A 23,133-nucleotide genomic window follows, 5' to 3' on the forward strand; every position below is an offset into this window, starting at 1 on the left:
TGCGCCACCGACCTAGCATTTCCGAAACGCCGGTCCTCCCACCCCCCGGACAGAAGGTGCACATGTCGAAAATTTCCGAAATCGAGACCTGGCTCCAGGAGAATTTCGCCGCTCTGCTGGCCAAGCATCAGGTGCCCGGGGCCGCGATCGCGGTGCTCGCCGACGGCGAGGTGATCGACCACGCGGCGGGCGTGCTCAACAAGGGCACCGGCGTGGAGTCCACTGTGGACTCGGTGTTCCAGATCGGGTCGATCACTAAGGTGTGGGCGACCACGCTGATCATGCAGCTCGTCGACGAGGGCAAACTGGACCTCGACCGGCCGGTGCGCGACTACCTGCCCGAGTTCGCGCTCGGCGACGACGAGGCCGCGGCGGCGATCACCGTCCGGCAGCTGACCTGTCACACCGCTGGCTTCGAAGGCGACATCTTCACCGACACCGGCCCCGGCGACGACTGCGTGGAGAAGCTCGTCGCGACGCTGTCCGACGTGCCGCAGCTTTTCCCGCCCGGCGAGCGGTTCTCCTACAACAACGCCGGCTACTGCGTGCTCGGCCGCATCACCGAGGTGCTGCGCGGCAAATGCTGGGACGACTGCGTGCGCGAGCACCTCTTCGCCCCGCTCGGCTTGACCCACGCGGCGGCGGGCCCCTACGACGCGATCCGCTACCGCGCCGCGATCGGGCACATTTCCCCGAAGCCGGGCGAGGACCCGGTGCCCGCACCGGTCTGGGCGCTCACCCGCTCGAACTCGCCGGCCGGTTCGACGCTCGCGATGCGCCCGCGCGACCTCCTGACGTTCGTCCGGATGCACTTGAACGAAGGCAAAGCCGACGACGGCACCCAGGTGGTGCTGCCGGAATCGCTGCTCGCGATGCGTGAACCTCAGGTGGATGTGCCGTACCTCGGTCTCATGTCCGCCCACTGGGGCCTCGGCTGGATGCTGTTCGACTGGGACGGCGGCAAGGTGATCGGCCACGACGGCGGCACCATCGGCCAGTCGGCTTTCCTGCGTGTGGTGCCCGAACGCGGCGTGGCGGTCGCGCTGCTGACCAACGGCGGCAATCCGCTGCACGTCTACCACGAGATCTACACCAAACTGCTGGACGAACTCGCTGGTGTCGCGGTTCCTCCGTTGCCCCAGCCGAATCCGGAAGCGGCCCCGGCCGACCTGTCCCGCTACGTGGGCGAGTACTCGTCGATGGTCGCCGACACGGTCGTCACCGAAGAGGACGGCAAGCTCTGGATGACGCGGACGCCCAAGGGAATCTTCGCGGAACTCAGCAGCGCGCCGCCGGCTAAGGAAGAACTGCTGCCGTGTCAGGGCGACACCTTCGTCGCGAAAACGGAGCAGCTGCCCGGTGTCTACATGGCACACGCGTTCGTCGGCGACGACGGCAACGGCCGTGCGCAGTTCGTCCACACTGGACGTGCGGACCGGCGGGTCTCCCAGTGAGCGGGATCCGCGCCGAGATCGAAGCCGTCTTCGCCGACGCTGGCGCAGAAGGGTTCTTGCACGCCAGGGAGATCGGCTCACCCGGCCGCGAAGTGTCGGCGGGCGGGGACGACCCGGTGGTGCTCGCGTCGGTGTTCAAGATCCCGGTGGCGCTCGCCTACGCCCGCGAGGTCGCTGCTGGACGGCTGGACGACACCCAGCGGACCAAGGTGACCGCGCGGTACCGGATCGGCGGCATCGGCACCGCGGGCTGCGCCGACGACGTCGAAATGAGCTGGCGAGACCTCGCCCACTTCATGCTCACGATGAGCGACAACGCGGCCACCGACGTCCTCTACCACCGGCTCGGCCAGGAAACGATAGACCGGGTGCTGGCCGATCTCGGGCTCGAACGCACTCGGCTGATCGGCTGCTGCGAGGACTTGTTCGCGTCCGTCGTCTCCGACCTCGGCGGCACCCCGGAGTCCGATCTCGAAGCGCTGCTCGGCGGAGCGACACCGGAGCAGCTGGACAAACTGTCGGTCCGGGATCCGGAACGCACCACGTCGTCCACGCCGCGCGAGATCACCGCCTTGCTCGACGCGATCTGGACCGATCGCGCGGGCGAACCCGAAGCGTGTGAACGGGTTCGCACGATCATGGCGCAGCAGATCTGGCCGCACCGGCTGTCGTCGGGCTTCCCGTCCGGCGTCCAGGTCGCGGCGAAAACCGGGACGCTGCCCGGAATCCGCAACGAAGCAGGCGTGGTGACCCTGGGGGACGGCCGCCAGTTCGCGGTCGCGGTGTTCACTCGCGCGCACTCTCTCGAAGACCGCCTTCCCGCGGTCGACGCGTCCATCGGCGCCGCCGCCCGGCTGGCGATCGACCACCTCCAGAGCGCGACTCCGTAGGAGAAAATCCCATGAAAACTGCCCGGCTCACCGCCGCGATGGCGGGCGTGGTGGCCTTGACCGTGAGCGCGTGCGGGGGATCAGCGCAATCCGGGACGGACCGGACCGCGAACCAGAAACTGGTCGACGGCAAGACTTTCACCTATGCCATCCCGACCGATCCGGGAACGCTCGACCCGGCGATCACCGTGCTGTCGGTCGCCCGCAACCTCGACGGGTTCCTCTACGACAGCCTGATCAATCTCGACTCGAAGGGCCAGCCGGTGGCGGGGCTCGCGGAGAAGTGGGACGCCACCACGACCACCGCGACCTTCACCCTGCGCAAGGGCGTGACCTGCTCCGATGGCAGCCCGTTGACCGCGAACGACGTGGCGGCGAACATCAACTTCGTCGGCGATCCGGCGAACAAGTCCCCGCTCGCGGGCGTCACGGTGCAGAGCGGCACGAAGGCCGTCGCCGAGGCGGACAAGGTCACGATCACCAGCGGGGCACCGGACGCCTTCCTGCTCCGCAACCTCTCCGGCCTGCCGATCGTCTGCGCCAAGGGGCTGGCCGACCGGAAAACGCTCGCCAAGGGCGAGAACGGCACCGGCATGTTCACCATGACCGAGATCGTCCCGAACGACCACTACACGCTGACCCGTCGCAAGGACTACACGTGGGGTCCCGGCCAGTTCGACCCGAAGCAGAAGGGCCTGCCGGACAAGGTCAACGTCCGGGTCATCCCGAACATGACGACGACGTCAAACCTGCTGCTGTCCGGCGAGGTCAACGCTGCCACGGTGATCGGGCAGGACCAGCAGCGGCTCAAGGCCCAGCGGCTGTACCACGCCGATCTCGTCTCCCCGTTCGGCGAGCTGTTCTTCAACCAGGCGCCCGGTCGGTTCGGCGCGGACCAGGCGATGCGCCGCGCGCTGGTGCAGGCGCTCGACCTCCCGCAGGTCGCGAAGGTACTGACGCGGGACGGCAGTGCACCGGTCAAGGGCATGGTCACCATCGAGCCCCGGCCGTGCGACGGCGATTCGGTCACCGGGAAGATCCCCGGTTTCGACGTCGCCGCGGCCAAGGCGGCGCTGGATCAGGCGGGCTGGAAACCGGGACCGGACGGCATCCGGGTGAAGGACGGGAAGCGGCTCGCGCTGACCGCGATTTACGGCACGCAGGTCGGTCCGACGATGGCCCCGAGCGCGGAGCTGATGCAGCAGGGCTGGAAGGCCATCGGCGTCGACGTCACGCTCAAGGGCCTCGACAGCCCGGGCATCAGCCAGGCGCTGTTCGCCACCGGCGAGTGGGACATCTCGATGGCCCCGCTCGGCCTGACCCTGCCCAGCCAGCTGGTGCCGTTCATGTCCGGCGGGCAGCCGCCGCAGGGCACGAACTTCGCGCACATCAAGAACCCGCAGTACGACGCGCTGGTCGCCAAGGCGGCGACGCAGGCCGGGGAAGCGGGCTGTGCGGACTGGATGGCCGCGGAATCGGCGTTGTTCTCCCGGCAGGACGCGGTGCAGTTCGCGAACTCGGTGGTGCCGACCTACGGCAGCAACGCGAAGTTCGAGATCGTCAACGGCTACCTCATGCCGGCGTCCATCCGGATGTACGCCTGATGACCGGCGCGATCGCCGTAACGGGCCCGAAGGTCAGTCCCTGGCTGACCTTCGGCGCCCGCCGCCTCGGGCGGTTCGTGGTGTCGCTGTGGGTGCTGGTGACCATGGCGTTCCTGATGATCCAGCTGATCCCGGGCGATCCGGTGCGCGCGGCGCTCGGCCTGACCGCGCCGATCGAGCTGGTCAACGCCCGGCGTGCCGCGCTCGGGCTGCATCATCCGCTGTGGCAGCAGTATCTCGACTATTTCGGCGGGCTGTTCCGCGGCGATTTCGGCACGTCCATGCTGACCGGGCAACCGGTCGGCGACGTCATCTCCGACCGGCTCCCGGCGACCCTGCAACTGGCGTTGCCCGCGTTCGTGGTGGTCATCGGGCTGGCGATTCCGCTCGGCCTGACGTTCGCCGTGCTCACCCGCGGCGGCCGGCACCGCGGTGCCGAGCTGGGGTTCACCTCGACCACCGTGCTGTTCGCCGCGATCCCGGAGTTCTTGGTCGCGGTGGCGCTGGTGGCGTTCTTCGCGGTGCAACTCGGCTGGTTCCCGGTGGCCGGGCACGACGGCGCGGGTTCGCTGGTGCTGCCGATCATCGCGCTGGCGCTGGGCCCGGCCTCGACGCTGTCCCGGATTGTCCGGGTGGAGACGCTTTCGGTGCTGGGCAACGATTTCGTCCGCACCGCGCGGGCGAAACGGCTGCCCGCCCGGCTGATTTACCTGCGTCACGCGCTGCCGAACGCGCTGACCGCGACCCTCACGCTCGGCGGCCTGATGCTGACCAGCCTCGTCGCGGGCACCGTGCTGGTGGAGAACGTCTTCGCCTGGCCCGGTCTCGGTTCGACGATCTCGCAATCCATTCTGCAGAAGGACTACCCGCTGGTGCAGGGGATCGTGCTGGTGTACGGCATCGGCGTGCTGCTGGTGAACCTCATCGTGGACCTGCTGCTGGCCGTCCTCGATCCGCGTTCGACGATCCGGGAGAACTGAGATGGCGAAACGGCGCGGACAACAGTGGCTGGCCGCCGTGCGCACCCCGCTCGGCGCGTTCGCCGCGGCCCTGCTCGCGGTCGTCCTCGCGATCGCGGTGTTCGGCCCGATCCTGTGGCAGGACGCGGCTTCGGCCATCGACACGAACGCGATCAGCCAGGGCCCGTCGGCCGGCCATCTGGTCGGCACCGACGAATTGGGCCGCGACATTTTCTATCGCGTGCTCGTGGCGACCCGGCTTTCGGTGCTGCTGGCGCTGCTCGCCGCGGCGCTCGGCGTCGCGACCGGCTTGGTGCTCGGCATGCTGCCCGCGGTGTTGCCGAGGCCGCTCGGCAGGCTGTTGACGGCGGCGGTGAACATCGCGGTCGCGTTCCCCGGCTTGCTGCTGGTGCTGTTCTTCGCGGTGATCTTCGGCGTGGGCACCCAAGGCGCGGTGATGGCGATCGGATTCGCGCTGACGCCGCAGTTCGCCCGGCTGACCCAGACGTTGTCGGCTTCGGTGGCCGGGCGGGACTTCGTGTCCGCCGCCCGGGTCGCCGGGGTGGGACGGATCCGGTTGCTGTTCCGGCACATCCTGCCGAACATCGGGGAACCGCTGGCGATCAACGCCACCATGGGCGCCGGTGGTGCGCTGCTGGCGTTCTCCGGGCTGTCGTTCCTCGGGATCGGTGTGCAGGCCCCGGATTACGACTGGGGGCGGTTGCTCAACGAGGGCCTCAACGGCATTTACGTCAACCCGGCGGCGGCGCTCGCACCCGGTGTCGCGGTGGTGATCGCGGGACTCGCGTTTAACCTGTTCGGCGAGACTGTCGCCGGGGTGATCGGAGTGCGGACCCGTTTGCCCCGGCTGGCCCCCCGGATGCCGCGTAAGTCCAAAGTGGACCGAGCGGCGACGGACGACACCGTGCTGGTGGTCGAGAATCTGGAAGTCGCGTTCCCCCGGCCGACCGGCTGGACGGTTCCGGTGCGCGGCGTGAGTTTCACCGTGCGGGCGGGCGAGGCGATCGGCGTCGTCGGCGAATCCGGTTCGGGGAAGAGCTTGACCGGGCTCGCGGTGTCGAGGCTGATCGAAGCGCCGGGTTCGGTGACCGCGGACCGGCTGGACTTCGCCGGAACCCCTGTGCTCACCACGCCGGAACGCGAATTGCGGACGCTGCTCGGGACGTCGCTGGCGATGGTGTTCCAGGACCCGATGACGTCGTTCAACCCGACCCGGCGGATCGGCCGTCAGCTCGCCGAGGTTTCCGAACAGCACCACGGGCTTTCCCGGGCGAAAGCGTTCGAGCGGGCGGTGGACCGGCTGCGCGCGGTCCGCATCCCGGCCGCGGAACGGCGGGCGAAACAGTACCCGCACGAGTTTTCCGGCGGCATGCGGCAGCGCGCGATGATCGGCATGGGCCTGATGGGCGACCCCAGGCTGATCATCGCCGACGAACCGACGACCGCGCTGGACGTGACGGTGCAACGGCAGTTGCTCCGGTTGCTGGCCCAGACCCGCGCCGAACGAGACACCGCGATCATCCTGATCAGCCACGACATCGCGGTCGTTTCCCAAACCTGCGAACGGATTCTGGTGATGTACGCCGGACGGATCGTGGAGGATCTGCCCGCCGCCGGCCCGGATCTTCTGCCGCGGCATCCCTACACGCGGGCACTGCTGGCCACGACGCTCGACCTGGAGACAGACCCGGACGCGCCGCTCGCGGTGATTCCCGGCCGCCCGCCGGAACCGGACCAGATGCCGTCCGGCTGCGCGTTCGCGAGCCGGTGCCCGGTGGCGACGGATCGGTGTCGTGAGGAGGACCCGGAACTGACCCTGCTCGCGCTGGAACATCGGGTGGCGTGCTGGCATCCGGATGCGGCACTGTCGGAAGCAGCGGGCGCTGTCGTCGTCGCCGGAGGTGCGGAATGAGCGAACTGGTCTTCGATTCGGTCAGCGTCCGTTACGGCGGACGGCGCGGGCTCACCGCGGTGGACGGCGTATCGCTGACCGTCCCGGCGGGCAAGGTCGTCGGCCTGGTCGGCGAATCGGGCTCCGGCAAATCCACCCTCGCGCGGGCGGCCGTCGGGTTGTCGCCGGTGAGTGCGGGACGGGTGCTGCTCGGCGGCGTCGACGTGCGGGAACTGCCGCGCCGGCGCCCGCTGCAGATGGTGTTCCAGGATCCGTATTCCTCGCTCAACCCGCGGATGACCATCGGCGAATCGATCGCCGAAGCGATGCCGCGCGGGACCGATCGCCGAGCCGAGGTCGCCCGGCTGCTGGAGCTGGTCAATCTCGATCCGGACCGGGCGACGCACTTGCCCGGTCAGCTGTCCGGCGGCCAGCGGCAACGCGTCGCGCTCGCCCGGGCGCTCGCGGGTCAGCCGCAGGCGCTGATCGCCGACGAGATCACCTCCGCGCTCGACGTTTCGGTGCAGGGCGCGGTGCTCAATCTGGTGCGCTCGGTGCAGCGGCAGCTCGGCCTGTCGATGCTGTTCATCTCGCACAACCTCGCGGTGGTCCGGTACCTCAGCGATTTCGTCGCGGTGATGTATCTCGGCCGGATCGTCGAAGCCGGGCCCGCCGAGCAGGTGCTCACCGACCCGCAGCATCCCTACACCCGCGACCTGCTCGACGCCGCTCCCTCGGCGCACAAGTCGCTGTTCGACCGGGAACCGGGCGCGACCGCGGACGCGGAACCGCCGGATCCGCATCATCCGCCGTCCGGCTGCCGGTACCACCCGCGCTGCCCGGTCGGCCCGCTCGTGCGGAGCGACCGCGAGATCTGCCTCCGGGCCGATCCGGCCGAGGACGCCGCGCCCCGCGAGCACGCCGCGGCCTGCCACTTCGTCGGCCGACCGCAAGAAGACCGATTCCCGCTCGGCACGTAACCGTTGCTCGAAGCCATGCGGCCGTGGCCGGATGAGAAACGACCAGCACAGCAGCGAATCCGAGGGCCACGAGCCCGCGATCTCCAAGGAGCCAGCGCATGACCCGCCGTCTCGGCATCGATGACCTGTACGACCTCGCCGCGCCCAGCCAGCCCGCGCTTTCGCCGGACGGCAGCCGGATCGTCTACGTGCTGCGGACCGCGGACCGGGAAGAGGACCGGAACGTCGACGCGCTGTGGACCGTGGGCACCGCCTCGGGTGAGCCCCGCCAGCTCACCCGCGGAAACACCGACGCGGCACCGAAATGGGCTCCGGACGGCTCCCGGCTCGCGTTCCTGCGCGCGCAGGACGGGCCGCCGCAAATCTGGGTCCTCCCAGCGGACGGCGGCGAGGCCGAGCAGCTCACCAAGCTTCCGCTCGGCGCGGGCGCACCGGTGTGGAGCCCGGACGGCAGCAAGATCGCCTTCTCCGCGGCGGTCGACCTCGCCGCGATCGTCGAAGCACCGCCGGCGAATACGCCGATCGTCGCCGAGCGGCTGGACTACAAGTCCGACGGCTCCGGCCTGCTGAAAACGCTGCGCAGCCACGTGCACGTCCTCGACGTCGCCACCGGCGAAGTCGAACAGCGCACTTCCGGTGACTGGCACGCGGGCCAGCCCGCCTGGTCGCCCGACGGCAAGCACGTGGCGTTCGCCGCGGCACTGGACAACGACGCCGACCTCACCCTCCGGTCGGCCGCGTACATCCTCGACGTCACCGAGCGGAACGCCGAACCGCGCCTGGTCGGCACCGACGAAGGCATGGCGGGCACCGTCGACTGGACCGCCGACGGCAAGGCGCTGCTGGTGGTCGGCCGCACCGACACCGCCACCGGCCACCTCGGTCTGCTGCGCGTACCGCTGGACGGCGGCGAGACGGTCAACCTGGCCGCCAGCCTCGACCGCAACGTGATGCCCGGCGGCCCCGGTTACCCGGGCGCTCTGCCGCAGCTGACCGCGGCGGGCGATGTCGTGCTGTTCGCGATCCGCGACCGCGGCTGCACGCATCTGTACGAAGTGGACATTGCCGGTGGCGAACCGCGCGCGGTGCTGACCGGCGACGGCAACGTGGTGTCCGGAATGGACCTGATCGGAGACAAAGCGGCGATTGTGTTGGCTACCGACGATTCCTTCGGCGAGGTAGCCGTCCTTGACCGCGCCACGGGGTCGGTGGACGTGCGGACCAAGCACGCCGACGCAGTGTCCGAAGTGGAATTGTTCACCCGTGAATCGCGCGAATTCACCATCAGCGACGGCACCGTGGTGCAGGGCTGGCTCATCCGCGACACCGAGCGCACGGGTGCGCAACCGTTGCTGGTCGACATCCATGGCGGTCCACACAACGCCTGGAACGGTGCCGCGGACTCGATTCACCTTTACCACCAGACCCTTGCCGCGCGCGGCTGGGCAGTGCTGCTGATCAACCCGCGCGCCAGCGACGGCTACGGCGAGGAGTTCTACACCGCGGCGATCGGCGCGTGGGGCCACGCGGACGCGCCGGACTTCCTCGAACCGATCGACCAGCTCGTCGCCGAAGGTCTCGCCGACCCGGACCGGCTCGCCGTCACCGGCTACAGCTACGGCGGCTACATGACCTGCTACCTGACGAGCCGCGACGACCGCTTCGCCGCCGCCGTCGCCGGCGGTGTGGTCAGCGACCTGACCAGCCTGGCCGGTACGTCCGACGGCGGGCATTTCATGGCGGTCAACGAATTCGCCGGACTCTCGTGGGGCAAGTACGAGAAATCGTCGCCGCACGCCCAGGTCGAGAACGTCCGCACCCCGACGTTGATCCTGCAAGGCGGGGAAGACGTCCGGTGCCCAATCGGTCAGGCCGAGCAGTGGTTCACCGCGCTGCGCGAGCGCGATGTGCCGTCCCGGCTGGTGCTGTACCCGGGCGGTGCACATCTGTTCATTTTGGACGGTCCGCCCTCGCACCGCGTCGACTACAACCGGCGCGTGGTCGACTGGGTCGAGCAGTACGCCGGTTCGCGGGTGCCGATCGAGGCCGCACACTGGAGCCGACGCCTGGCGGAACTGGCCCGCAAGCACGACGTTCCCGGTGCGTCGCTGGGAATCCTGCGCGTCGACACCGGCGAGGAGGTGTTCGCGACCCACGGGGTGCTGAACAAGAACACCGGCGTCGAGGTCACCGAGGATTCGCTGTTCCAGATCGGCTCGATTTCCAAGGTGTGGACGTCGACGGTGGTGATGCAGCTCGTCGATGAAGGCCTGCTCGACCTCGACGCGCCGATCATCGACGTGCTGCCCGAACTGCGGCTGTCCGATCCGGAGGTGGCCAAGCGCGTCACCATGCGGCATCTGCTGACGCACACCAGCGGCATCGACGGAGACATCTTCACCGATACCGGCCGCGGTGACGATTGCATCGAAAAGTTTGTCGACCAGCTGGACGAAGCTGCGCAGAACCATCCGCTCGGCGCGACTTTCTCCTACTGCAACTCGGGTTTCGTCCTCATGGGCCGCGTCATCGAGAAGCTCACCGGGAAAACCTGGGACGCCGCGATGCGGGACAAGCTGTACACCCCGCTCGGTCTCACGCACACCGTTACGCTGCCCGAGGAAGCGCTGCTCTTCCGCGCCGCCGTCGGACACGTCTCGCCGGACGACCAGGACCCGGCTCCGGCCCCGGTCTGGCAGCTGCCCCGCTCTGCTGGACCGGCCGGCTTGATCACCTCGCGTACGAAGGACGTTCTCGCCTTCGCCCGCCTGCACCTGACCGGCGGCCTGACCGAGGACGGCACGCGGATCCTGTCGGCGGAATCGGCGGCGGCGATGGCGGAAAAGCAGGCTGACGTCCCGGACAAGCACACTCTCGGCGATTCGTGGGGCCTCGGCTGGATCCGCGACGAATGGGGCGGCCGCCGCGTCATCGGCCACGACGGCAACACGATCGGCCAGTCGGCATTCCTGCGGTTGCTGCCGGACGCGGGTCTCGCGGTCACGCTGCTGACGAACGGCGGTCACGCGCGGGACCTGTACACCGAGCTGTACCGGGAAATCTTCGCCGAACTCGCCGATGTCGCCATGCCGCGCCCGCTCGAACCCCCGGCCACTCCGGTCACTGTGGACGCTAGCCGCCACGTCGGGGTTTACGAACGGGCTGGCGCGCACATCGAGGTGACGGAGCGCGAGGGCGGGTTGCACCTGGCGTACTCCGTCACCGGCCCGCTGGCGGAACTGATGCCGGAGAAGACGCAGGAATTCGACCTGGAGGCGGTTTCGGACACGCTGTTCGTGCTCCGGATGCCGGGCGGCCAGTTCTGGACGCCGGTGCTGTTCTACACCTTGCCGACAGGGGAGCCGTACCTGCACTTCGGCGCACGGGCGACGCCCAAGGTGTCCTGAGGTTCGAGGGGCTGGGCATGCGCCGCCCAGCCCCTCCGCCGGGTCAATCCTTGCGGCGCGCCAGGAACCGCACGAGCAACACCACCAGGCATGCCGCCGCTACTCCGCCGCCGATATACCGGTAAGTGGACTCCAGCCCGGCGAACTGGCCGATCGAATTGGCCGCGGCGCCGGCGAGAAAGACCAGCCACAGCAGGGTTGTCACAACAGGGCCGCCAGCGGTGCGGCTTCGGGAAGTCTCCATGCCGGGAACACTATGGATCGGCGGAGGGGGCAAACAGGCCGTAGACCCCCAACTTCGGGGTAGCGCCTGCGCTACCTCTTCCCGTTCAGATAGGCCAATACCGCCAGTACTCGCCGATGCCCGTTGTCCTCCGGCAGCCCCAGTTTCGCGAAGATGTTGCGGATGTGCTTGAGCACCGTCCCGTCGCTGACCACCAGCAGTTCCGCGATCGTGGCGTTGTTGTACCCCTCGGCCATCAGCCCGAGCACCTCGCGTTCGCGCGCGGTCAGGGCATCGAGCGGGTCGCGGCGATGGGCCAGCAGCTGGGTCACCACCTCGGGGTCCATCGCCGTGCCGCCCTCCACCACGCGGTGCAGCGAATCGAGGAACTTCGCGACCTTGCCGACGCGTTCCTTGAGCAGGTAGCCGACCGCGCCCTTGCCGTCCGCGAGCAGCTCGGCCGCGTAGCCGGTTTCCACGTGCGCGGACAGCACCAGCACCGGCAGCCCGGGGTGCAGCTGCCGCGCCTGCACGGCCGCGCGCAGTCCCTCGTCGGTGTGCGTCGGAGGGAGGCGGACGTCGGTGATCACCGCGTCCGGGCGGTTCTCGCGGACGAACGCGAGGAACTCGTCGGTGTTGTCGAAAGCCGCGGCGACCTCGATGCCCGAGGTGTCCAGCAGCAGCACCAAACCTTCTCGCAGCAGGGCGTCGTCCTCGACGATCACGACCCGCATGGCAACTCCACTTCCAGAACAGTCGGTCCACCGGGCGGGCTCGTGAGCGTCACCGTCCCGTCGAAGGCCTCGGCGCGTTTCCGGATCCCGGCCAGGCCGCTGCCCTGGGATTCGTCCGCGCCGCCTCGGCCGTCGTCGCGGATGCGGATCCGCAGAGTGTCGATGGTGCCCTCGAGCGTAATCGACGCGTGGTCCGCGCCGGAGTGCTTGGTCACGTTCGCCAGCGTTTCGGCGACGATGAAGTACACCGCCGCCTCGACCGCGGCTGGCCGGCGCGCGGTACTGCGAACGTCCACAGTGCACGGAACCGCGCATCGGTCGGCGAGGGCGGTGATCGCGCCGTCGAGCCCGCGGTCGGTCAGCAACGGCGGGTGGATGCTCCGCACGACCGTGCGCAATTCGGCGAGCGCTTCGGTCGCTGCGTCCTGTGCCTTGCCGAGCAATTCCCTCGCCTTGGCCGGATTTCCCTCGAAAAGCTGGTCGGCGATCCCGAGCTGCAGCACCACCGCGGACAGCCGCGCCTGCGTCCCGTCGTGCAGATCGCGTTCGAGCCTGCGGAGTTCGGCTCCGTGCGCCTCCAGCGCGGCGGCGCGGGTCGCGGTCAGCTCGACGACCCGGTCGGTCAGCGCGGTGCCGGGACGCGGGCCGAGCAGCGCCCGCGCTACCCGGGCTTGCCAGCTGGCCAGGGGAGAAGCCCAGAACGTGAGCGCGATCATGACCATCCCGCTGAACACGCAGAGCGCGGCCAGCGGCCACGAGTTCACCACGAACTCCAGCGAACTCTGGATCCCGCCGGGCACCAGCCACCAGAACACGCCGGTGAGGATCTGGCGCAGCCCGCCGAGCGGCAGGCTGAACGCGAGCACCCCGACGATGAAGCCGACCACCGCGTGCAAGGTCAGCCAGACGAGGTCCCGCAGGCTCGCCGGGTCGCGGATCGGCGAAACGTTGGCGTAAGGCTCCGCGATCGGCTCGCCGAGCCTCCGGCCGGCGCGACGCCGTTCAAAACGCAGCGGGTAGCGGAGCAGTTTCAGCGCCACCGGGAGCGCCGGGATCCCGACGCCGATCAAACAGGTGGCGAGCACGAGGGCCATCGCGAAGAAAAGCAGCATGGCGAGGAACGAGGTCGCGGCTCCGACCAGCAAGTAGCGGAGTCCGGACCACCACGAGCGCAGCCAGCTTTTCACCCGCACAGTGTCCCATTAGGACGTCCTCACCGGGCGTGGTGGTGCCTGCGCTACCCCCAAGACTCCCGCGCTCGGGATCGTTTTCACCCTCCCGCGGCCATAGCTTCGATACCGACAGAAAATCTGCTGGTCCGAGGAGCGACACGAACATGAACACAGGCGGTACACACGCCCTGAGGCTGGAAGCGGTGCGCAAGATCTACGGCTCCGGCGACGGCGCGGTCACCGCGCTGGACGGGGTGTCGGTCGGGATCCAGCGGGGCTCGTTCACCGCGGTCATGGGGCCGTCCGGCTCGGGCAAGAGCACCTTCCTGCACTGCGCCGCCGGGCTCGACCGGCCGAGTTCGGGAAAGGTGCTGCTCGGCGAAACCGAACTCGGCGGGCTCCGGGAACGGGCGCTCACCGAATTGCGCCGGACCCGGATCGGGTTCATTTTCCAGGCTTACAACCTGCTGCCGTCGCTGAATGTGCTGCAGAACATCACCCTGCCGATGCGGCTGGCCGGCAAGAAACCGGACGCCCGCTGGCTGCGCGAGATCGTGGACGGCGTCGGCATCGCGAAGCGGCTGGAGCACCGCCCGGCGGAGCTGTCCGGCGGACAGCAGCAGCGGGTCGCGATCGCCCGCGCGCTGATCACCCGGCCCGAGGTCGTGCTCGCCGACGAACCGACCGGCGCGCTCGACACCCGCACCGCGCGCCAGGTGCTCGACCTGTTGCGCACCGTGGTCGACCAGATGGGCCAGACCGTGTTGATGGTCACCCATGATCCGGTCGCCGCGTCCGCCGCGCACGGAGTGCTGTTCCTCGCCGACGGCAAGTTCGCCGGCCACCTCCCGCAGCCGACCCCCGAGCGGGTCGCGGAGCGGATGACCCACCTCGGGGAGTGGTGACCGCCATGTGGTCGTTGGCTTGGCAGACGACGAAGGCCCGGCTGAGCGGGTTCGTCGGCGCGTTCATCGCGATCCTCTGCGGCACCGCGCTCGTCGCGGGCTGCGGCATCCTCATGGAGTCCGGCCTGCGCGCCGGAGTCCCGACCCAGCGTTACGCCGAAGCCGCGGTGGTGGTCGGCGGGCCGCAGACCACCAAACCGCCGGGCGCGGATTTCGGCGAGTCCGAGCAGGTCACTGAACAAACCACGGTGCCCGAGACAGTGCTCAGCCGGATCGCGGCCGTGCCCGGCGTGCGCCAGGCCGTGCCGGAGCAGGACTTCCCGGCGAACGCCGTGACGTCCGACGGCAAGGTGCTCACCGGCCCGAACGGAACGCAGTCGCGCGGACACAACTGGGAGTCCGCCGTACTGGCTCCGTTCTCCCTGCGCGAAGGCCACGCTCCCGAAGCGTCGAACGAAGTGGTTCTGGACGCGGAACTGGCGGCTCGCAGCGGTGTTTCAGTGGGCAGCACGGTGCGGATCTCGACCCGTTCCACGCCGATGGAGTTCCGCGTCACCGGCATCGCCGCGCCCGGCAACGGGTTGTCCCGGCAGTCGGCCTTGTTCTTCTCCGCCGCGCGCGCCGCTGATCTTTCCGGGAAACCCGGACAGGTCCACGCGGTCGGGGTGCTCGCCGCTCCTGGCGTGCCGACGGGCGAGCTGGAAGACCGCATCAGCGCGGCGGTCAAGGGCGAACCGGTCACCGTGACTACCGGGATGGCGCGCAGCACGGTCGAATTCCTTGACGTGAGCCAAACCCGGCTGCTGCTGTTCGCCCTCGCGGGTTCGTTCGGCGGATTCGCGATCCTGGTCGCGGTGTTCGTCGTGTCCAGCACGCTGGCGCTGGTGATCAACCAGCGACGGCGGGAGTTCGCGCTGCTGCGGGCGATCGCCGCCACGCCGAAGCAGATCCGCAAGCTGATCAGCGCCGAAACCATGCTGGTCGCGAGCCTCGCCGGAGTGCTCGGCGCGGGCCTGGGGGTGGCCGTCGGCTACGGATTGCGCAACGCTTTCGCCGGGATCGGCGTGATCCCGCCGGACTTCGACCTCGCGATCGGCCCGCTCCCGCTCGTCGTCGCATTTCTGCTCGGCCTGGGCGCGGCCCGCTTGGCCGCGTGGTCGGCAGCCCGCCGTCCGGCCTCGATCCGCCCGATCGAAGCCCTCGGCGAGGCGGCCGTCGAACGCCGCGAACTCGGCCGGACCCGTCTTCTCATCGGCTGGCTGCTGGTGGTGCTCGGCTTCGGCGGCTCGACCGTCCCGCTGTACGTGACCGGCGACGGCGCGCTCGCGGCCTCGTCGATGTCCGCGCTGGTGGTCGTGATCGGGCTTTCCGTGCTCGGGCCGAAGGTCGTCGCCTTCATGACCCGGATCATCGGGCCGGTGTACTCCGGCCTCTCGCGGATCAGCGGCTACCTGGCCGCGGCGAACAACCAGGCCAACGCCCGGCGGCTGGCTTCGGCGGTGACCCCGGTGATGCTGGCGGTGGCGTTCGCGATCTCGATGTTCTACAGCCAGACGTCCTCCGCCGCCGCCAAACAGGAACAGGCGGTCCGGTCGACCACCGCGGACCACGTCCTGACGAGCACCACCGGCGCGCTGTCCCCGGAAGTCGCCGCGGCGGCCCGGGCAATCCCCGGCGTCGCGGCGGCCACCTCGGTCATCCGCACCGACGTCGTCACCACGGTTCCGGAGGAAAAGCGGCTGCGCGTCATGAAATACCCGGCGCAGGGCTTGACCGGCGACCAGATCCGCGGCGTGCTCGACCTCGGCGTGGTTTCCGGCAACCTGGCCGACCTGCGCGGCGACACCGTCGCGATGAGCAAGGGCGAAGCCGATTGGTACGACAAGAAAATCGGCGACGAGGTCGATTTCTGGTTCGCCGACGGACGCCCCGCGAAGGTGAAACTGGTCGCGGTCTACACGCACAACCAGGCGTTCGGCGAGTACGTGCTGCCCGCCGACCTCGCCCGCGCGCACACCGGGGACCGGATGGACAATTCGGTTCTGGTGCGCCAAGATCCGCACGCGGACCCCGCAGCGGTGACCGCCGCCCTGCGCGACCTCAGCGTTCGTTACCCGGGACTCACCGTCACGCCCAGCTCTTCGGTTTCCGCGGTGGAAAGCGCTTCCGGGCAGCAGCAGTTCTACCTGAACCTCGTCGCGGTCGGCGTGATCCTCGGCTACGTGGTGATCTCGGTGGCCAACACATTGGTGATGACCACCGCGCAGCGCTCCCGGGAATTCGCTTTGCTGCGGTTGATCGGCACCACGCGAGGCCAAGTCGTCCGGATGATGCGGCTGGAAGCACTGACGACCGCCGGTGTCGCCGCACTGCTCGGCACGGTCGTAGCGGCGATCCCGTTGATACTGCTCAATCTCGCTCTGCGCGGCACGCCGCTGCCGTCCGGAACGCCTGCGGTATTCGGCGGAATCATCGCCGGAGCGTTCCTGCTCAGCCTGGTCTCGCTCGGACTGTCCACTCGGGTCACCTTGCGCGCCAAGCCCATTGACGCCATCGGCCTCCGCGAATAGGAAAGAAAACGAATGCGTAAGACCACCTTGCCGAAACGGCTTTCGGTGGCGGTGCTCACCGCGGCGGGCCTGCTCCTGCCCGCCGCGGCGGACGCCTCGCCGAACCGTTCCCTCGATCAGTCCACGATTCCTGATTTACAGCGCGCCATGGACCGCGGAACGTTGACGTCGGAACAGCTGACGCGCGGCTACCTGCGCCGGATCGAAGAGCTGAACCCTCGGCTGCACGCCGTCGTGCAGACCAACCCGGACGCGCTCGCGGCGGCGAAGGAGAGCGATACCCGCCGCCGGGAACACGCCTCCCGCAGTGTCTTGGAAGGCATTCCGGTGCTGCTTAAGGAAAACATCGACACCGCCGATCGGCAGACCACCACCGCCGGATCGACCGCGATGCGCGGCTCGCGCCCGGCCAAGGACGCGTTCCTGGTCCAGCGTTTGCGCTCCGCCGGCGCGGTCGTGCTCGGCAAGGCGAACCTGTCGGAATGGTCGAACTTCCGCTCGGGCGCGCAGATCCCCGGCTGGAGCGGGATCGCGGGCCAGACCCGCAACCCCTACGCGCTGGATCGCAGCCCATGCGGTTCGTCGAGCGGCTCGGCAGCCGCCGCGGCGGCTGGTCTCGCGACGGTCGCCATCGGCACCGAGACCGACGGTTCGATCATCTGCCCGGCGGCCTCGACCTCAACCGTCGGCGTGAAGACCAGTCTCGGGGTAGTGAGCCGCGGCGGCGTCATCCCCATTACCGCACAGCACGACACTCCCGGCCCGATCGCGCGCACTGTCACCGACGCCGCGCTCACTCTCTCCGTGCTCGCTGGTGCGGACCCGGCTGATCCCGCTTCGGTCGCCGCCGCCGCAGTGAGTCCTCAAGAGATCCGGCTGGATCGCGACGCCCTGCGCGGCAAGCGCATCGGTGTCTGGCGCGAGGGGCACACCGGCATCGACCCGCGGGCCGATCGCGTCTTCGAGTCCACAGTGCACACTCTGCGTTCGCTGGGCGCGACCGTGGTCGACGGGGCGGACGTCGAGGACATCTCGTGGTCGGTCAAACCGGATCTCCTCCCCGCGTTGCTGACCGAGTTCAAGCACGACCTGAACGCCTACCTCGCCGCGACCCCCGGCAACCACCCGCGGAACCTGTCCGAGCTGATCGCCTACAACGAGCAGCACCGCGACGTCGAGATGCCGTTGTTCGACCAAAGCCTGCTCCTCCAAGCGAACCAGGCCGACGGCAACCTGAGCGACCAGGCGTACCGCCGCCATCGGGCCGCCGCGACCGGTCTCGCGCAACGATCGATCGACGACGTGCTGGCCGCGAAAAGCCTCGACGCCATCGTCACCCTGAGCGGCTTGCCCGCCTCGCCGCTGGACCGGCCCGGCGACCCGAGGTTCGTGAGCAGCACCCGCAACGCCTCCGTCGCCGGGTACCCGAACATCACGGTGCCAGCCGGATTCGCCGGACCGCTGCCGGTCGGGATCTCGTTCCTCGGCACGAAATACCAGGATGCGCGATTGCTCGGCTTCGCTTACGCATACGAACAGGCCTCGCACGCACGGCAGGCGCCTCGCTACCTGCCCGCTGCCTAGCCTCGTCGGCTCCCCGGCTGAGTCCACGGACCGGCCGGGGAGCCCCGTTCTCGGCAGGTGTCCCACTGAACGGGAGCAACTCCCACAATCCGGGCCTTGCGTCCGAATGGACCAGCGTCCAGGGAAAACACCCGGACGCCGTTAGCATTCCGTGATCAAGCCTGGACCCGGCGTATCGGCCGCGTCAGTTTCTACCCTGGTCGCCGGATTAATCGGGCACACTCACTCATTCGGGTTAACAACTTCGCTATCTTGGACCCGTGGTGCACGCAAAGTCACGTTCCGCTCAGCGGGCGACCCTTCGGCTGGGTGCCGTGGCAGCGGCCACGGTGCTGGGGGCCGGGCTCGCCGGGGCCTACGTCGGCCTGCACCGGACCGCTGAGGCCGAGACCGCCAAGCCGGTCTCGAATCTCGCCGTCGCGCGCGGGGCCGGCGGCAACGCGGGCAACGCCAGCGGCACGGTCAGCGGCGGCCCAGGCGGCACGGGCGGCACCGGAGCCAAGGGACCAGCCTCGCCGCCGCCCGCACTCCCGGACCACCCGACCCCGTTCAGCGTCAAGCTGTCCTCAAAGGACATTCCGGAAAAGGGCGGTGGCGTCCGCACCGGCGGCTGCAGCGGTTCGCTGATCGCCCCACAGTGGATCATCACCGCCGGGCACTGCTTCCACGACCTCGACGGCACGCGCGTCAGCGGCAAACCCGACTACACGATGACCGCCGCGATCGGGAAGCTCACCGACTCCGACCCGCGCGGGCACGTGCTGAAAATCGTGGACGCGCGCCAGTCCGCGGTGAACGACCTCGCGGTGGCCAAACTGTCCGAGCCGGTCACCGACATCGAACCGCTCGTGCTGCCGGACGGTCCGCCGGATCCGGGCCAGCACACGACCTTCGTCGGCTGGGGTTCGCTGTCCTCGAAGGTCATCGTGCAGACCGACCACATCAAACGCGGTGATTTCCAGGTCGACGAGGTGCGCAAGAACGAGATCACCCTGGAACCGCTGAAGAAGCGGACCGTCGAGAACAGCCCGTGCCCGGACGATTCGGGTTCGCCGTTCTTCGTCCCGGTGAAGGGCAAGAACACGCTGATCGCGGTCGAGAACTTCGGCCCGGACTGCCCGCAGCCCGGCCTCGAAACCGCGGCGCGCGTGGACCAGCTCGTCTCGTGGATCCGGGAACAGATCGGCGCGTAATCGCCTCACCGGGGCAGCACGGCCGCCAATTCCCCTGCCGCAGCGCGCAAAGCAGGCACGAACGCCTCTAACTGTGCGACCGTCAGCCGATAAGCCGGTGCCGCGGTGGACAACGCGGCGATCGCCGTCCCGTCCGGTGTCCTGATCGGAACGCCGACCGCGCGGATGCCTTCTTCGTGCTCTTCATCGGCGATCGCGAAACCACGTTCGCGCACCGCCGCGATCTCCGCCGCGAACGCCTCTCGTTCGGTGATCGTGCGCGGCCCCAACGCTGGCAGCTCAAGCGAAGCGACCAGCTCAGCCCGGTTCGGCGCGAAGGCGACCAAGCATTTGCCCATCGACGTGCAATGCAACGGCCCGCGCGCGCCCGGTTCGCCGCGGATCTGCAGCCGTTGAGACCCCTGCACCGAGTGGACGTACACCTGGTTGTGCCCGTCCAGCACGGCCAGCAGTGTCGGCTCCCCGGTCTCCGCGGACAGCTTCTGCATCACCGGCAGCGCGACACCGGCGAAGCCGCGCGCCTGTGACACCGACTGGCCCAGCTCGAACAGCCGCAGCCCCAGCGAATACCGCTTCGACACCGGGTCGTTGCGCGCGAATCCCTCGCTCTGCAAGGAACTGAGCAGCCGATGCGTCGTGCTGACCGGATACCCCGCGGCGCGCGCCAGCTCGGACAGCGGCACGCCCTCGGGGTAACCGCCGAGCAGGGACAGCACCCGCAAAGCCTTGCCGACCATGTCCGCCATCGGACCCCCTTGACGTCCCGCGCGCGGCGACGCACACTGCCTCTCACCGCATTGCGGAATAGCTTTCCATATGACGGAAAGCGCGTCAAGGGCTTGAGTCAGCGGCGACGGGAGTACCGGATGAACACCGTCGAGCAGGCGGGCACGCTCGGGAGGCAGCGCTGGCTGCGGCTGATCCCGATCGTTTTCGTCACCTACAGCCTCGCCTATCTCGACCGGTCGAACTTCTCGATCGCGACCGCGGGCGGCATGGCCGAGGAACTGAACCTCACGAGCACGACGTCCGGCCTGATCGCCGCGTCGTTTTTCCTCGGCTACTTCCTGCTGCAGGTCCCCGGCGTGCTCTACGCCGATCGCCGCAGCGTGCGCAGCCTGATCTTCTGGTCGGTGCTCGCCTGGGGCGTTCTGGCGACTGCGCAAGGCCTGCTCAGTTCGGTGCCGGTGCTGATCGTGGTCCGGTTCCTGCTCGGCGCGGTGGAAGCGGCGGTGCTGCCCGCGCTTGTCGTGCTGCTCGCGCGGTGGTTCACGAAGGCAGAACGCGGCCGGGCCAACGCTTTCCTGATCCTCGGCAACCCGGTCACGGTGATGTGGCTGTCAGCGGCGTCCGGGTATTTGATCGAGGCGACGTCCTGGCGCGGCATGTTCATCATCGAGGGAATCCCGGCGCTGATCTGGGCTTTCGTGTTCCGCGCGCAGGTTCGCGACCGGCCCGCCGACACGCCGTGGCTCGACCCGGCCGGTCGCGCCGCGGTCGAACGCGCGATCGCCGCGGAACAGGCGCAGCTGCCGGAACCGGCCGAGCGTCCGGTGCGGGAAGTGTTGCGGTCCAAAGCGGTTCTGCTGCTGGCGGCGCAATATCTGTTGTGGAGCATCGGGGTCTACGGCTTCGTGTTCTGGCTGCCGTCGATCGTGAAGGCGGGTTCGTCGGCCGGGATCGGCGCGACCGGTTTGCTGTCGGCGATCCCGTACGCGTTCGCCGTGGTGGCGATGCTGCTCAACTCGCGCGGCTCGGACCGGTCCGGGGTGCGGCGGCGGTTCGTGTGGCCGTGGCTGCTCATCGGCGCGGTCGCGTTCTACGGCTCGTACCTCTTGGGCAAGCAGCAGTTTTGGTGGGCGTTCGTGCTGCTGGCGATCGCCGCGGTGGCCTTGTACGCGCCGTACGGCCCGTTCTTCGCGATGATTTCTGAACTCCTGCCGCAGCGGACCGCCGCGGTGGCGGTAGCCGTGGTGAACGCCGCGGGCGCGCTTGGCGGGTTCCTCGGGACCTACCTGGTCGGCTGGCTCGAATCCGTCACCGGCAGTACGGCTGCCGCGTTCTTGATGCTGGCGGGGACAATGGCCGCAGCCGCGGTGCTGGTGCTCGCGGTTCCGGTGAAGACGAAGGAAAGGCGAGCATGACCGCGCGTGTACTCCTGCCCTGGTCCGACATTTCCGTTCCGGCCGAACTGAACGCGGTCGTGTGGGACGGCCGCGGCACCCCGCCGGACGGCCTCGACGACGTCGAGTTCTACGTCCTGCCCTACGACCAGGGACCGGCGGCGGCGAAACTCATCCCGCGGCTGCCGTCCCTGCGTGCGGTCCAGACGCTTTCCGCCGGTTACGACAATCTGCTGCCGCTCGTCCCGTCCGGGGTGCGGCTGGCGAACGGCCGGGGCCTGCACGACCTCAGCGTCGCCGAACACGCGCTCGCGCTGATCCTTGCCGCGCAACGGTATTTCCCGCGCTGGTTCGCCCAGCAGCGCACCGGCTCGTGGGACCGGGTGCACACGCGTTCGCTCGCCGACTGCCGCGTTCTGCTGGTCGGCTACGGCTCGATCGGCCGCGCCATCGAGCGGTATCTGGAGGCTGGCGAGGCCGAGGTGGTCCGGGTCGCCCGCACCGCGCGCACCGGCGTGCACGGCATCGCCGAACTGCCGGATCTCCTGCCTGCCGCGGACATCGTGGTCCTGGTCCTGCCCGACACCCCGCAGACCCGCGGCCTCATCGGTGCCTCGGAACTCGCCCTGCTTCCGGACACGGCCCTGGTCGTGAACGTCGGCCGCGGCACCGCAGTGGACACCGACGCGCTCACCGCCGAGGTCTCCGCGGGCCGTCTTCGTGCGGCGCTCGACGTCGTGGACCCGGAACCGCTGCCCGCCGACCATCCACTGTGGACGCTCGACGGAGCGATCATCACCCCGCACATCGCCGGCGGTTCGGACTCGTTCTACCCGCGCGCGAAGCGGCTGGCCGAACGCCAGCTCGCGCACTACGCGAAGGGCGAGCCGCTGGAAAACCTGGTCAACTGAGCACGGCCGCGATCGCGGGCCAGTAGGCGGCGCACTGGTGCGGCGTCCAGCTTCCGGCAGGCGAGCCCAGCGGTCGAGCGGGCCGGGATCCGTGTCGTGCCAGCTCAACGCGTCGGACGACGGCCACCGCGGCCAGTTCAACCAGACGGCGCGCGGCGAGCAACGGATCGAGCAGGACACGAGCGGTCGCCGAGAGGCCGGGCGGCAATGCCTCCCAGGCAACCCGATCTCAGACAGCCCTGGGGATCGGTCCGGAGTTCGAGGAACGCCGGACGCGGCAGGCGGGCGACGGCTTGGCGGGAACGCGATCCCGGCCCGGACGGCGTCGTCGGGCCGGGAGGTGTCCGTGCGTCCGGGAACGAGTCGACTGGCCTCCCAGCCGAGAGACCCGTCCTGGCGCGCGCCCCGGCTGCCTGAATGACCGCCGGATGAATTCTGCCCGTCGGATCTCCCCGCCCCGGCGATCCCATCCCTGTCGCGAGTCCGGAGCGGCCGTGCGATCCGGAACCCCG

Annotated in this window: 17 protein-coding genes; 13 read left to right on the forward strand and 4 right to left on the reverse strand. The window is 69.3% G+C overall.

Features of this window, described 5'->3' with window-relative positions:
* Positions 1-62: 62 nt before the first annotated feature.
* The 7 genes from ACZ63D_RS09335 (at position 63) to ACZ63D_RS09365 (ending at position 11,206) form a co-directional block, all read left to right on the forward strand.
* Positions 63-1,454: a serine hydrolase gene (locus ACZ63D_RS09335; protein ID WP_465353814.1), complete on the forward strand. Its 1,392-nt coding sequence runs from the start codon at positions 63-65 to the stop codon at positions 1,452-1,454.
* The gene (locus tag ACZ63D_RS09340; protein WP_465353815.1) at positions 1,451-2,344 is read left to right on the forward strand and encodes a serine hydrolase; all 894 of its coding nucleotides are present in this window, start codon (positions 1,451-1,453) and stop codon (positions 2,342-2,344) included. Before ACZ63D_RS09335 ends, ACZ63D_RS09340 begins: the two co-directional genes overlap by 4 nt.
* An 11-nt stretch (positions 2,345-2,355) precedes the next feature.
* Complete coding sequence (locus tag ACZ63D_RS09345) at positions 2,356-3,948, forward strand: ABC transporter substrate-binding protein (RefSeq protein WP_465353816.1); 1,593 nt, start codon at positions 2,356-2,358, stop codon at positions 3,946-3,948.
* A complete protein-coding gene (locus tag ACZ63D_RS09350; protein WP_465353817.1) occupies positions 3,948-4,928 on the forward strand; it encodes an ABC transporter permease in 981 nt (326 codons plus the stop codon). The genes ACZ63D_RS09345 and ACZ63D_RS09350 overlap by 1 nt, the downstream gene beginning before the upstream one ends.
* 1 nt (position 4,929) lies before the next feature.
* Entirely contained in the window at positions 4,930-6,840 is a 1,911-nt protein-coding gene (locus ACZ63D_RS09355) for a dipeptide/oligopeptide/nickel ABC transporter permease/ATP-binding protein (RefSeq protein ID WP_465353818.1), read from the forward strand.
* Positions 6,837-7,799 carry an ABC transporter ATP-binding protein gene (locus tag ACZ63D_RS09360; protein ID WP_465353819.1) on the forward strand — a complete coding sequence of 321 codons (963 nt, stop codon included), beginning with the start codon at positions 6,837-6,839 and terminating at the stop codon, positions 7,797-7,799. Before ACZ63D_RS09355 ends, ACZ63D_RS09360 begins: the two co-directional genes overlap by 4 nt.
* 98 nt (positions 7,800-7,897) lie before the next feature.
* Positions 7,898-11,206 (forward strand): serine hydrolase, encoded by a 3,309-nt coding sequence (locus ACZ63D_RS09365; RefSeq protein WP_465353820.1) that lies wholly within the window; start codon positions 7,898-7,900, stop codon positions 11,204-11,206.
* Positions 11,207-11,249: 43 nt separating this feature from the next.
* Here ACZ63D_RS09365 and ACZ63D_RS09370 read toward each other — a convergent pair whose 3' ends face one another.
* From ACZ63D_RS09370 to ACZ63D_RS09380, 3 genes are all read right to left on the reverse strand, one after another.
* Entirely contained in the window at positions 11,250-11,450 is a 201-nt protein-coding gene (locus tag ACZ63D_RS09370) for a hypothetical protein (RefSeq protein ID WP_465353821.1), read from the reverse strand.
* Between the two features lie 71 nt (positions 11,451-11,521).
* Complete coding sequence (locus tag ACZ63D_RS09375) at positions 11,522-12,163, reverse strand: response regulator (RefSeq protein ID WP_465353822.1); 642 nt, start codon at positions 12,161-12,163, stop codon at positions 11,522-11,524.
* Positions 12,151-13,350 (reverse strand): sensor histidine kinase, encoded by a 1,200-nt coding sequence (locus tag ACZ63D_RS09380; protein WP_465353823.1) that lies wholly within the window; start codon positions 13,348-13,350, stop codon positions 12,151-12,153. The genes ACZ63D_RS09375 and ACZ63D_RS09380 overlap by 13 nt, the downstream gene beginning before the upstream one ends.
* Positions 13,351-13,499: 149 nt before the next feature.
* Between ACZ63D_RS09380 and ACZ63D_RS09385 the strand changes: the two genes are divergently transcribed.
* The 4 genes from ACZ63D_RS09385 to ACZ63D_RS09400 all read left to right on the forward strand — a co-directional run bounded on the left by ACZ63D_RS09385 (position 13,500) and on the right by ACZ63D_RS09400 (position 19,587).
* Positions 13,500-14,240: an ABC transporter ATP-binding protein gene (locus ACZ63D_RS09385; protein ID WP_465353824.1), complete on the forward strand. Its 741-nt coding sequence runs from the start codon at positions 13,500-13,502 to the stop codon at positions 14,238-14,240.
* Between the two features lie 5 nt (positions 14,241-14,245).
* Positions 14,246-16,810 carry an FtsX-like permease family protein gene (locus ACZ63D_RS09390; RefSeq protein WP_465354734.1) on the forward strand — a complete coding sequence of 855 codons (2,565 nt, stop codon included), beginning with the start codon at positions 14,246-14,248 and terminating at the stop codon, positions 16,808-16,810.
* A 12-nt stretch (positions 16,811-16,822) separates the two neighbouring features.
* Positions 16,823-18,394: an amidase gene (locus ACZ63D_RS09395; protein WP_465353825.1), complete on the forward strand. Its 1,572-nt coding sequence runs from the start codon at positions 16,823-16,825 to the stop codon at positions 18,392-18,394.
* A 314-nt stretch (positions 18,395-18,708) separates the two neighbouring features.
* A complete protein-coding gene (locus tag ACZ63D_RS09400) occupies positions 18,709-19,587 on the forward strand; it encodes a S1 family peptidase (RefSeq protein ID WP_465353826.1) in 879 nt (292 codons plus the stop codon).
* A gap of 5 nt (positions 19,588-19,592) precedes the next feature.
* Here ACZ63D_RS09400 and ACZ63D_RS09405 read toward each other — a convergent pair whose 3' ends face one another.
* A complete protein-coding gene (locus tag ACZ63D_RS09405) occupies positions 19,593-20,333 on the reverse strand; it encodes an IclR family transcriptional regulator (protein WP_465353827.1) in 741 nt (246 codons plus the stop codon).
* Positions 20,334-20,453: 120 nt separating this feature from the next.
* Here ACZ63D_RS09405 and ACZ63D_RS09410 point away from each other — a divergent pair, with 120 nt between their 5' ends.
* Complete coding sequence (locus ACZ63D_RS09410) at positions 20,454-21,731, forward strand: MFS transporter (RefSeq protein WP_465353828.1); 1,278 nt, start codon at positions 20,454-20,456, stop codon at positions 21,729-21,731.
* Positions 21,728-22,621: a 2-hydroxyacid dehydrogenase gene (locus ACZ63D_RS09415; RefSeq protein ID WP_465353829.1), complete on the forward strand. Its 894-nt coding sequence runs from the start codon at positions 21,728-21,730 to the stop codon at positions 22,619-22,621. The genes ACZ63D_RS09410 and ACZ63D_RS09415 overlap by 4 nt, the downstream gene beginning before the upstream one ends.
* The last annotated feature ends 512 nt before the right edge of the window (positions 22,622-23,133 follow it).

Source organism: Amycolatopsis sp. NPDC104775 (assembly GCF_055583325.1).